The following is an 11,905-nucleotide window of genomic DNA, read 5'->3' as shown; positions in this document are numbered from 1 at the left end:
AGCGCGACCAGCAGAGTCGAGCGCTGACCTGGAGCGCAGCGCAGGTGTGAAGCCCGGCGCGTTCGGCGCTGGGTGACGACGGGCGAGGCCCCTGCCGGTGATCGGCAGGGGCCTCGCCCGTGTGCTCGTCGTGCGGTGCGTCAGGCGCAGGGGCGGCCCGCGTCCCAGGCGCCGTGGACGTCGCTGCCGGGCTGGGAGCCGGTGGTCCACCACTGCGCGGTGTAGTTCACGCCCGCGCGGGTGACGACGTCGCCCGCGGTGTAGGTGCGCCCGGCGTCCCAGGCGTCGCCGCAGGCGGGTGCCGCTCCCGCCGGGGCGGTGCCGGGACCGCCGATGGCGCGCCAGGGCCCGTTCGGCTGGCCGGGCTCCTGGTTCCGGGTCCACCAGGCGGCGCGGTACTCGACGCCGTCGTGGTAGACGACGTCGCCCGTGGCGTACACGCCGGAGGCGTACCAGGGGGCGGCCGCGTCGGCGGGGACGAGCGGTCCCGGGGTGGCGGTCTCGAACGTGCCGCGCAGGGTCCCGAGGAGCTCGTTGTCGAGGTCACCCGCGAGGTCCCAGAAGTAGCCGCCGCCGTAGCCGTTGACGGCGAGGTACTCGGCCTTGGCCGTCACGGAGCGCGGGGTGTCCGCGGTCCACCACTCGCCGTCGCCGTAGAAGTACCCCTGCCCGGCGACCTCGTCGTAGTACTCCGGGAGGCCCTTGGCCTTGATCTCGGAGTAGTAGGTGAACGGGAGGGCGCCGTCGGCGGCGGCACCGGGCGTCGGGTCGGTGACGTTCTTCCAGCCGTAGCCGTACGCGGCCATGCCGAGGACGAGCTTCTCCTTGGGCCACCCGGCCGCGTGGTAGGCGCCGAGGACGCCGTCCGCGGCGAGGCCCCAGTTGGCGGGCTCGCCGGTGGTCGGGTCGTCGTAGACGTGCAGGTTGCCCTGGTGCCCGGTGCGGGTGGTGTTCCAGTCGCCGTGGTAGTCGTAGCCCTGGACGTTGATGAAGTCGAGCGCGTCGACGAAGCGCGGGTCGAGCCAGCCACCGTACGTGCGCGGGGCCCAGCCGGCCGGTGCGAAGCCGGTGATGAGGTAGTCCTCGCCGGTCTCGCTGCCGAGCTCGTCGAGCTCGGCGCGCAGGAGCTGCGCGAACTGGACGAAGTTCTCCGCGTCCTCCTCCGGTCGCGGCGTGGGGTGCTCACCGGTCGCGCCGGGCCACTCCCAGTCGAGGTCGACGCCGTCGAAGATGCCGGCGGCGACGCCGTCGCCGCCCTTGGTGCCGTTCTCCGCGTCCTGGACGACGGAAAGGTTGCCGCGGAAGTACACGTCGAGGCAGGACTCGACGAGCCGCTCGCGGTTCTCCGGCGTGGACACGGCGTCGGAGAAGTTGTCCGACCAGGTCCAGCCGCCGAGCGAGATGAGGACCTTCAGGCCCGGGTTGGCCTCCTTGAGCTTCTTGAGCTGGTTGAAGTTGCCCGCGAGCGCCTGGTCGGCGGTGTCCGCGACGCCGTCGACGGCCTGCCCGGCCGGCTTGAGCTGGACGTAGTCGTTGAGGGGGTCGCCCTCGAGGCCGCCGTCGACGGGGTCCTCACGGTCGGTGATGTCGCAGACCAGGTCGGTCGTGACGTTGCCGAACGCGTAGTTGAGGTGCGTCAGGTCCGACGCCGCCCCGGTCCTCTGGAGGTCGGCGACCTGGTAGCCGTCCTCGTTGCCGGCGTCCCACGCGGGGTAGTAGCCGACGGTCTTGTAGCCGTTGGCGCCGTCTCCGCCGGCCGTCGCGGGTGCGGCGTGCGCCGACCCGACCGTGCCGGCGACGAGTGCCGCCGTCGCTGCGAAGGCGAGCCCTGCGGCCGCCGTCCTGGGGGTTCGTGTCATTCGAGAATGCCTCGCTGCTTCTCCGGGCCCGGCCACTGCGGCGGGTCGTGACGAAAACGAAAAGGTAACCTTCCTAAGCATTCTTGGCCAGGGGGTTCCCAGGATGCGAGAACGGCACGTCCCAGCCCGGGTCTGCCTGCGGCGGCTCGGTGGGCCGTGACGACCGCCTAGGGTTGAGGGGTGAGTGTCGTCGCCGAGCTGCGAGCGCTGCTGCGGCTGCGCGGGTTCCGCAGGCTGTTCGCCGTCCGCCTCGTGTCGCAGGCGGGGGACGGCATGTTCCAGGTGGGCCTGGCGTCGCTGCTGTTCTTCTCGCCCGAGTCGCAGGGCACGGCGGCGGCGATCGCGGGCGCGTTCGCGGTGATGCTGGCGCCGTTTACGATCGTGGGCCCGTTCGCGGGGGTGTTCCTCGACCGCTGGCAGCGCCGGCAGGTGCTCGCGTGGGGCAACGCCGTGCGCGTGGTCATCACGCTCGGCATGGCGGCCCTCATGCTCTCGGGCGGCGTCAGCGGGTGGATCTACGCGCTCGGCCTCGCGGCGCTCTCGGTGAACCGCTTCCTTCTCGCGGGCCTGTCCGCGGGCCTGCCCCGCGTCGTGGACGGCCCGCTGCTGCTCACGGCGAACTCCCTGACCCCGACGCTCGGCGCCGGCGCGGCGTTCGTCGGGGGCGGGATCGGGTTCGTCCTGGGTCTCGCGTTCGAGCCGGGCCGGGTCAAGGACTCGTCCGCGCTCGTGTGCGCGGCGCTCGTCTTCGGTGTCGCGTCGCTGCTCGCGCTGCGGCTCGGCCGCACGGAGCTCGGCCCGGAGCGGCCCGCCGAGTCGGCGATCCGGTCGGAGATCGTCAAGGTCGCACGCGGTCTGGCCGACGGCGCCCGGTACCTCGTCGCGCGGCGCACCCCGGGTCAGGCGCTGCTCGCGATGGCGACGCACCGCTTCCTCTACGGCGTGGTCTTCATCGCGTCGATCCTCATCGCCCGGAACCTCCTCGACGCGGGGAGCCAGACGGCGGGCATGGCGACCTTCGCGATCGTCGTGGGGCTCACGGGCGCGGGCGGCGCGGGCGCGATGGTGCTGACCCCCACGCTCTCGCGGTACACGGGTCCGCAGGTGTGGATCGCGATCATGCTGCTGCTCGCCGCGGCGAGCCAGCTCCTGCTCGTGACGACGCCGTCGCGCGCGGTCGTGTACACGGGCGCCGCCCTGCTCGGGCTGGCCGCGCAGGGCACCAAGATCGCCGTGGACACGATCGTCCAGCGCGACACCGACGACGAGTTCCGCGGCCGGGCGTTCGCGTTCTACGACGTCCTGTACAACGCGGCGTTCGTCGGTGCGGCCGCGCTGGCGGCGTTCACGCTCCCCGACACGGGCTGGTCGCGCGGCGTGTTCGTCGCCCTCGCGGTCGCGTACGCGCTCGCCGCGCTGGTGATGTGGACGCGCGGGGCGCGGACCCCGGCCGGGGCGGGGGACGCCGTCGTGCCCGACGCCGAGGCGGCGTCGCGGACCACGCCCGCCTGATCGAAGCGCACCGCTCCGGCCCCGTTCCGGCACCGGTTCTGCCGTCGGCGTACCGATGAGTCCGGGGCGGAAAAGAAGTCGTCACCGTCGGCGGGAATAACGCAGGATGGTGAATGGTCGTACAGGGTACGGATCGTCGTGGCCGACCGCGTCGATCGTCCCGGGTCACCCACCCTCCACCGTGGCCCCGCCGACCGAGAACCGACACCGACGTCGCGTGCACCGCACGCGAGCCCGTGCTGCCCCCGCGCAGCCCGCCCTGCCCCGAACCGGGTCCGAACCGGAGCCCGGGCCGCCACCGACGCGAGCGGAGACACCCCCGTGACAGCCTCCCCCACCCACGACACCTCGGCACCCGTCGACCGGCTACCCCGGGCGGACTTCCTCGTCATCGCGCTGCTGCTGGGCTCCGCGTTCGTCGTGATCCTCAACGAGACGACCATGAGCGTCGCGCTGGCGCCGCTCATGGCCGACCTCGGCATCACGGCCAGCACGGGTCAGTGGCTCACGACGGCGTTCATGCTGACGATGGCCGTCGTCATCCCGGCGACCGGCTTCCTGCTGCAGCGCCTGGGGACCCGCGGCGCCTACCTGCTCGCGATGTCGCTGTTCAGCGCGGGCACGCTGCTCGCCGCCGTCTCCCCCGGGTTCGCGTGGCTGCTGGTCGGCCGCGTCGTGCAGGCGTCGGGCACGGCGATCATGATGCCGCTGCTCATGACGACGATCATGACCCTCGTCCCACCGACGATCCGCGGCAAGGTCATGGGCAACATCTCGATCGTCATGGCCGCCGCGCCCGCGCTCGGCCCGTCGCTCTCGGGCCTCATCCTCAACTCCCTGAGCTGGCGGTGGGTGTTCGGGATCGTGCTCCCGATCGCGCTCGTCGCGCTCGTCCTCGGCTTCCTGTACATCCGGGACGTCGCCGACCGTACGCACTCGCGCCTCGACCCGTTCTCGCTGGTCCTCGCGGCGTTCGCGTTCGGCGGCCTGGTCTACGGGCTGTCGAGCATCGGCGAGGCCGCGCGCCACACCCCGGTCGTCCCGCCGGCGGTGCCCATCGCGTTCGGGGCCCTCGCGCTCGGCGCGTTCGTGTGGCGCCAGATCGTGCTGCAGCGCGAGGACCGCGCGCTCCTCGACCTCCGCGTGTTCACGCACCGTGGGTTCAGCGTGCCCCTCGGCATCATGGCGGTCGGCATGGTCGCCATGTTCGGCTCTCTCATCCTCCTGCCGCTGTTCCTGCAGGACGCGATGGGCCTCGAGCCGCTCGCGACCGGCCTCATCGTGCTCCCGGGCGGGCTCCTCATGGGTCTGCTCGGCCCGACCGTCGGCCGGCTCTACGACCGGGTGGGACCGCGTCCGCTCGTCATCCCCGGCGTGAGCGTCGTCGCCGTCGCCCTCGCGGCGTTCACGACGATCCACGCGAGCTCGTCGCCGTGGTTCGTCCTCGCGCTGCACGTCACGCTGAGCCTGGGCCTCGCGTTCATGTTCACGCCGCTGTTCACGTCCGCGCTCTCGGCGCTCGAGCCGCACCAGTACTCGCACGGGTCCGCGTCGATCGGCACCGTGCAGCAGCTCGCGGGCGCCGCCGGCACGGCCATGTTCGTCGCCGTCATGACGACCCGCTCCATCGCCTACGGCGAGGCGGGCGCGTCACCGCAGGCGGCGCTCGCCGAGGGCGTCGGCGACGCGTTCGTCTGGGGCACGGCCGTCATGCTCGTGGCCGTGGGCCTCTCGTTCCTCCTGCGCCGCCCCGCGCCGCAGGACCACGGCCCGGGCCACGGCCCCGCGCAGGACCGGACGCAGGACGCACCGGTCGACGACGTCAAGGTCGAAGCCGCACTGGCCACCGACGACGTCTGAACCGTCACCGCGGCGTCGACCACGACGTCATGCGCCCTCGAACACGACATGGGTGCCGTTATCAGCCCGATAACGGCACCCATGTCGTGTTCGGCGCGCGGCGGGGGCCGAGCTCAGGAGGTGGACGACTCCGGTTGGGTCGCCCACCAGGCCAGGAGGTCCGCGCGCGCCGTCTCCTCGTCGACCGGCCCGCGGTCGAGACGGAGCTCCAGCAGGTGCTTGTACGCCTTCCCCACCACCGGTCCCGGCCGGATGCCGAGGATCGCCATGATCTGCTGGCCGTCGAGGTCCGGGCGGACGGCGTCGAGCTCCTCCTTCTCCTGGAGGGCGGCGATGCGGCGCTCGAGGTCGTCGTACGACTCGCGCAGCCGCTGCGCCTTGCGCCGGTTCCGTGTGGTGCAGTCGGCGCGCGTGAGGCGGTGCAGCCGCTCGAGCAGCGGGCCGGCGTCGGTCACGTAGCGGCGCACGGCGGAGTCGGTCCAGGCGCCGTCGCCGTAGCCGTGGAAGCGCAGGTGCAGCTCGACGAGCCGTGCGACGTCCTTGACGACCTGCTTGTCGTACCGCAGCGCCTTGAGGCGCTTGGCGACCATCTTGGCCCCGACGACCTCGTGGTGGTGGAAGCTCACGCCGCCCCCCGGCTCGAAGCGCCGCGTCGGCGGCTTGCCGACGTCGTGCAGCAGCGCCGCGAGGCGGAGCACGAGGTCGGGGGCCGGGACCGCGCCGTCGGGCCCGGTCTCCTGGGCGATCGCCTGGTCGAGCACCGTGAGCGAGTGCTCGTAGACGTCCTTGTGCCGGTGGTGCTCGTCGATCTCGAGCTTGAGCGCGGGCAGCTCGGGCAGCACGTGGTCGGCGAGGCCGGTGTCCACGAGCACCTCGAGCCCGCGGCGCGGCGACGCCGCGCACAGCAGCTTCGAGAGCTCGTCCCGCACGCGCTCGGCGGACACGATCTCGATGCGCTCGGTCATGAGCACGAGCGCGGCGAGCGTCCCGCCGTCGACGTCGAACCCCAGCTGGGCCGCGAACCGCGCGGCGCGCATCATGCGCAGCGGGTCGTCGTCGAACGATCGCTCGGGGGCGATCGGCGTGCGCAGCACGCGGCGCGCGAGGTCGTCGAGGCCGTCGAAGGGGTCGACGAACGTCATCTCCGGCACGCGGACCGCCATCGCGTTGACAGTGAAGTCCCGGCGCGACAGGTCTCCCTCGAGCGTGTCGCCGAACGCGACGGCCGGCTTGCGCGACGTCGGGTCGTACTCGTCCGTGCGGTACGTCGTCACCTCGACGACGAGGTCGTCGGCGGCTCCCCCCCGGCCGAACCGCTTGGCGCCGATCGTGCCGAACTCCTTGCCGATGTCCCAGTGCGCGTCGCCCCAGCGCGCGAGGAGCGCCTCGGTCTCGTCGGGCGACGCGGACGTGGCGAAGTCGAGGTCGTTGCTCGCCCGCCCGAGGAACGCGTCGCGGACGGGCCCGCCGACGAGCGCGAGCTCGTGACCGGCGGCGCGGAACGCCTCGCCGAGCTCGATCGCCGCGGGCGCCATCTCGGTGAGGACGGCGAGGGCGCGGCGCTGCAGGTCGAGCGACTGCGGCGTCGGCTGCGGCGTCGGCTGAGATGCCGGCGGGGGCGACGGCTGGGACGACGAAGGCTGGGGCACGACACCCAAGCCTGCCAGATGCGAGGCCCGCACCGGGGAGCCGGTCCCGGGGAGCCGACGTCCACTCGGTAAAGTTGGGACATGTCCACCCCTGCGCACGCCGACGAGCCCCGGAGGGATCCGGCGGGCGGGCGTGGCAACGGTCGCGGGCAGCCCCTCCCGGTCCCCGCCCCGCCCGGCGGGCACGCGCTGCGCATCGACCCGCGCTCGCGCCCGGCCCCCGCACCCCCACCGCTGCCCGTGGTCGACGAGGTCTCGGCCGGCGGGCTCGTCGTCACGATCGCCGGCGGCGACGTGTGCGCGGCGATCATCGCGCGACGCAACCGGGGCGGACGCCTCGAGTGGTGCCTGCCCAAGGGTCACCTCGAGGGCGACGAGACGCCGGAGCAGGCCGCGGTCCGCGAGATCGCGGAGGAGACGGGCATCCACGGAGCGGTGCAGGAGCCGCTCGGCGTCATCGACTACTGGTTCACCGGCGACGACCGCCGCGTGCACAAGGTCGTCCACCACTTCCTCCTGCGCGCGACGGGTGGCTACCTCACGGTCGAGGGCGACCCGGACGGGGAGGCCGAGGACGTCGCGTGGATCCCCGTGGCGGACCTGCCCGACCGCCTCGCCTACCCGAACGAGCGCAGGATCGCCGCCGTCGCGCAGAGCGTCCTGGAGGGCAGGCCGGCGCGGTTCCACGGGGTGGTCGAGAGTAGGGTGACCCGGACGATCGTCCGCTCGCCCGGCCGTCCGCACGACGGCCGCGGCGGCCAGGCACCGCCCGCCCCACGGAGCTCGACCGACCACTCATGACGCCCTCCCCCAGCAGCGGCGCGCGCCCCGCAGGCGCCGCGTCGGTCCCGCTCCTCGGCAGGTCCGCTCGGCTCCTCGTCGCCCTGGTCGTCCTGCTGGTCCTGACCGTCGGCGTCGTGCTCGGCGGATCCCTCACCGCGGCGGGCGCGGCCGCCGGGACGACGGCGACCACCGCCACGGAGACCGAGGACGCGGTGACGCTCGAGGTGTCGTCGCTGCAGCCGACCGTCCTCGGCCCGGGCGCCACGCTCACCGTCACCGCGCGCGTGACCAACGGGACCGCGGAGACGCTCGGGTCGCCGGAGGTGGCGCTCGGCATCGACCGGCGCGTGCTGAGCACCCGGTCGGCTCTCGAGAGCTGGGCCACGACCGGGCCCGACGGCCGCGTCGGCGTCGGCGTCACGACCCAGGACCTCGGAGCACCGCTCGCACCGGGCGCGAGCGCGGACGTGACGCTCACGGTCCCGGTCGCGGAGCTCAACCTGAACGCTGGCAGCGACTGGGGCCCGCGCGGCATCTCCCTCACGGTGTCCGACGGCGGCGCACGCCTGGCCGTGCAGCGCACCTTCGTCCTGTGGGAGCCGTCGAGCGAGGTGACGCCGCTGCGCCTGAGCGTGGTCGCCGCCATGACCGGTCCACCGGTGGACCCGGACCCCCAGGCGTACGACGACGCGCTCTCCACCGCGACGGGGACGGACGGTCGCCTCGGGCGGCTGCTCGCGGCGACCGGCGGGGCGCCGGAGGTCGCGTGGGTCGCCGACCCGGCCCTGCTCGCCGCGGCGACGGGCGCGACCGACCCGGCGGTGAACGCCTGGGCCGACGCCGTGGGTTCTGCCGCCGCGGGCCGGTCCACGTTCGCCCTGCGCGCCTACGACCCGGACGTCGCGGCGTTCGCGCACGCGGGACTCGCGCTGCCGGAGGGGACCCCGCTCCCCACCGACCCGACGACCGACGGGCCGTCGCCCGACGACGCGACGGCAGACGGCACGACGACGGACGACGCGACGGCAGGCGACACGGCCGGCACGGACGAGGTGGCCGACGGCGCGGACGCTTCCACCACCGGCCTGACCGCCGGGTGGCGGTCCGACCTCGCCTGGCCGGGCGACGCCGTCCCCGACCTGGCCACGACGACGCTCGCCGCGGCGTCGGGCGCGACCGCGACGGTCGTCGGTCCCGGCGGGCTCGTCCCGGACGAGTCGCTGACGTACACGCCCTCCGGGGTCGCCGAGGTGTCGACCGCCGCGGGGCCCGTGAAGGCGCTCGTCGCCGACCCGGTGCTCACCGCCCTGCTGTCCGCCGGTGACGGCTCGGGGGTCACGGCGACGCAGCGGATCCTCGCCGAGACCGCGGTGATCGCCCGCGAGCGGCCGGCCGAGCAGCGCCACGTCCTCGTCGCGCTGCCCCGGAGCTGGGAGGCCGAGCCGGCCGTCTTCACGGCACGGATCGACGCCCTCCGGGCCGCCCCGTGGGTCGACCTGGCCCCCGTGGACGACCTCCTCGCGGCCGCGCCGCCCGCGGTCGAGCGCGCGCCGCTCCCGGACTCCGGCGCGTCCGAGGGCGAGATCACCGTCGCCCAGCTCCGCGCTCTTGACCGGTCGCGCACCGACCTCGCCGCGTTCGCGACGGTCGCCACCGACCCCGCGACGATCACACGGCCGCTCGAGCCCGGCTTCGTGACGCCGACCGCCGTCGCGTTCCGTGCCGCGCAACCGTCGCGCGTGCTCGCCGTCCAGCACGCCGAGCAGCAGTCCGCCGCCGTCCGGGGCACGCTCTCCGTGGAGACGCGCACGCCGTTCCTCTTCGTGGCCGAGCAGGAGGACCTCCCAGTCCGGGTGCGCAGCACCCTGGAGCAGGACGCGACCGTCGAGGTCGTGCTCCGGCCCGACGATCCGCGGCTGCGCGCCCCGGAGCGCAGGACGGTGACGATCCCGGCGGCCACGCGGGACACCGATGGCGACCTGGTCGCGACCGAGACGAGCGTCGGCGTGCCCGTCGAGGGGTTCGGGAGCGGGAACGTCACGGTGGAGGTCGAGCTCGTCAGCGCGGCGCAGCCCCAGGTCCGCGTCGCGGAGCCGCAGGAGTTCGTCGTGCGCGTCCGAGCGGACTGGGAGTCGGTCGGCACGGTGGTGGTGGCCGTGCTCCTGGCTCTCGCCCTGGTCGCGGGGATCTGGCGCACCGTGCGGCGCGGCCGCTCGCCCCGCCGTCTGGCGGGCGCCACCGTGGACCAGCCGGCACCGCCCGCGCAGGACCCGGCGCCGGCAGCGCAGCCCGGCCGGCGGGACGAGGAGCGCGTCGAGTGAGCCCGGAGCAGCCCCGGCACGTCCGGCCCGCCGGCGCCGGGCACGGCACGCGGCCCGGCACGACGCGCGACGTCGTCCCGTCCGGGGCGCTCCCGGGCGACCCTGCGGCGTCGGGCACCCCGGACGAGACCGCGGAGGCCGGGGCCACCGCGGCGCCCTCCCCCCGTTCGGGCGGGCTCGGCCGCTCGTCCGCGCTCATGGCGTCGGGCACCTTCGTCTCGCGCGGGCTGGGCCTCGTGCGCAACGTCCTCCTCGTCGCCGCGATCGGGACCACCGGCCTGGTCGCCGACGCGTTCGACGTCGCGAACAAGATCCCCAACGTCCTCTTCGCGATCCTCGCGGGCGGCGTCCTCAACGCCGTCCTCGTGCCGCAGATCGTCCGTGCCTACCGCGCGCACAACACCCAGGAGCGGCTCGACAAGCTGCTCACGCTCTCGGGCGTCGTGCTGATCGCCCTCTCGGCGCTGCTGACGGCCGGGTCGAGCATCCTCGTCGCGCTCTACACCGGGCCGGGGTGGACCGCGCCGCAGACGTCGCTCGCGGTCGCCTTCGCGTTCTGGTGCACGCCACAGCTCTTCTTCTACGGGCTGTACACGCTGCTCGGGCAGGTGCTCAACGCGCGGGGCCAGTTCGGCCCGTTCATGTGGGCGCCCGTGCTCAACAACGTGGTGTCGATCGTCGGGTTCGGGGCGTTCATCGCGATCTACGGCCCCGCCGCGGTGGGCAACGTCGACGACCTCACGCAGTGGGACGGGCCCAAGATCGCGCTGCTCGCGGGGACCGCGACGCTCGGGGTCGCGGCGCAGGCGCTCATCCTCGTCGTCCCCCTGTGGCGGGCGGGCTTCCGCTGGCACCTGCGGTTCGGGCTGCACGGCATCGGGCTGCGCTCCGCGGGCCAGGTCGCGCTCTGGACGTTCGCCGCCGTCCTCCTCGAGCAGGTGGGCGTCCTGTTCACCACGCGCTTCGCGAGCGAGGCGCCGCGCGCGGCACTCGCGCAGACGTTCGGGCCCTACCGCGACGACCCCGGGACCCTCGGCGCCGTCACCGGACTCGTCACCGGCGCCCCGGACGCCTTCTCCGGCGCGCTCGCGGTCGCGGGCAACGCTGCCTACACGCAGGCGCTCATGATCTACCTGCTGCCGCACTCGCTCGTGACGGTGTCGATCGCGACGGCGCTCTTCACGGGCATGAGCGCAGCCGCGCACGCGGGCGACCTCGCGCGCGTCCGGCACGACCTCTCGCGCGGCGTGCGCACCGTCGGGGTCTTCACGGTCTTCGCGACCGTCGTCCTGGTCGTCCTCGCCCTGCCGATCACCAAGCTCCTCGTCCCCTCCGTCGACGCCGCGTCCGGCGAGGCCGTCTCCGAGGTGCTGCGGGCCATGGCGCTCGGGCTCGTGCCGCTCGGCGGCATGGTGCTCATGAAGTGGGTCTACTACGCGTTCGAGGACGGCCGGACGGTCTTCTGGATCCAGGTCCCGGGCACGCTCGTCCTCGTCGGCGTGTCCTGGCTCGCGACCCAGGTCCTGGCGCCCCAGCTCTGGGTCGTGGGGATCGGCCTCGCGATGAGCGTGTCCAACCTCGTGGCCGTCGCGCTGCGCACCGTCGGGCTGCGGCGCACGCTGCGCGGGCTCGACGGCGCCCGGATCCTGCGGCTCCACGTCAAGGCCGGCCTCGCCGCGGTCGTCAGCGCCGTCACGGGCTGGGGCGTGCTGCGGGGGTTCGTCGTCCTCACCGGAGACGGCCCGGACGGCATCTACGGGCTCTCGTGGTGGCAGGCCGTCGTCGTGGTGGCCGTCGCCGGGGCCGTCATGACGGCCGTCTACGCGGGCGGGCTCAAGCTCATGCGGGTGCGTGAGCTCGACCAGCTCGCCGGGCCGGTCGTGGGCCGCGTCCGACGGCTCGTGCGACGGTGAGCGCGGCC

7 protein-coding genes are annotated in these 11,905 nt (G+C 74.2%); 5 read left to right on the top strand and 2 right to left on the bottom strand.

What is annotated here, in order from left to right:
• Positions 1 to 140: 140 nt before the first annotated feature.
• On the bottom strand, positions 141 to 1,859 hold the full coding sequence (locus ACTJIY_RS09605) for a glycosyl hydrolase family 18 protein (protein WP_440673641.1): 1,719 nt from the start codon (positions 1,857 to 1,859) through the stop codon (positions 141 to 143).
• Between the two features lie 180 nt (positions 1,860 to 2,039).
• On the opposite strand from ACTJIY_RS09605, the gene ACTJIY_RS09600 reads away from it, so the two are divergent.
• Complete coding sequence (locus ACTJIY_RS09600; RefSeq protein ID WP_440673642.1) at positions 2,040 to 3,371, top strand: MFS transporter; 1,332 nt, start codon at positions 2,040 to 2,042, stop codon at positions 3,369 to 3,371.
• A 321-nt stretch (positions 3,372 to 3,692) separates the two neighbouring features.
• Complete coding sequence (locus ACTJIY_RS09595) at positions 3,693 to 5,231, top strand: MDR family MFS transporter (RefSeq protein ID WP_253051581.1); 1,539 nt, start codon at positions 3,693 to 3,695, stop codon at positions 5,229 to 5,231.
• A gap of 113 nt (positions 5,232 to 5,344) precedes the next feature.
• Here ACTJIY_RS09595 and ACTJIY_RS09590 read toward each other — a convergent pair whose 3' ends face one another.
• The gene (locus ACTJIY_RS09590) at positions 5,345 to 6,799 is read right to left on the bottom strand and encodes a CCA tRNA nucleotidyltransferase (RefSeq protein WP_440673695.1); all 1,455 of its coding nucleotides are present in this window, start codon (positions 6,797 to 6,799) and stop codon (positions 5,345 to 5,347) included.
• Between the two features lie 162 nt (positions 6,800 to 6,961).
• Here ACTJIY_RS09590 and ACTJIY_RS09585 point away from each other — a divergent pair, with 162 nt between their 5' ends.
• Genes ACTJIY_RS09585 through murJ form a run of 3 tightly spaced genes read left to right on the top strand, consistent with a single transcriptional unit; the run spans position 6,962 to position 11,897 of the window.
• Positions 6,962 to 7,681 carry an NUDIX hydrolase gene (locus tag ACTJIY_RS09585; protein WP_374614697.1) on the top strand — a complete coding sequence of 240 codons (720 nt, stop codon included), beginning with the start codon at positions 6,962 to 6,964 and terminating at the stop codon, positions 7,679 to 7,681.
• Positions 7,678 to 9,984 carry a DUF6049 family protein gene (locus ACTJIY_RS09580; RefSeq protein ID WP_440673643.1) on the top strand — a complete coding sequence of 769 codons (2,307 nt, stop codon included), beginning with the start codon at positions 7,678 to 7,680 and terminating at the stop codon, positions 9,982 to 9,984. Before ACTJIY_RS09585 ends, ACTJIY_RS09580 begins: the two co-directional genes overlap by 4 nt.
• A complete protein-coding gene (gene murJ, locus ACTJIY_RS09575; RefSeq protein ID WP_440673644.1) occupies positions 9,981 to 11,897 on the top strand; it encodes a murein biosynthesis integral membrane protein MurJ in 1,917 nt (638 codons plus the stop codon). The genes ACTJIY_RS09580 and murJ overlap by 4 nt, the downstream gene beginning before the upstream one ends.
• Positions 11,898 to 11,905 lie beyond the last annotated feature (8 nt).

The organism is Cellulosimicrobium sp. 22598 (genome assembly GCF_052044445.1).
GTDB classification, from domain to species: Bacteria; Actinomycetota; Actinomycetes; order Actinomycetales; family Cellulomonadaceae; genus Cellulosimicrobium; species Cellulosimicrobium cellulans_G.
The sequence above is the reverse complement of the archived record's forward strand: the minus strand, read 5'-3'. Positions and strand labels throughout refer to the sequence as shown.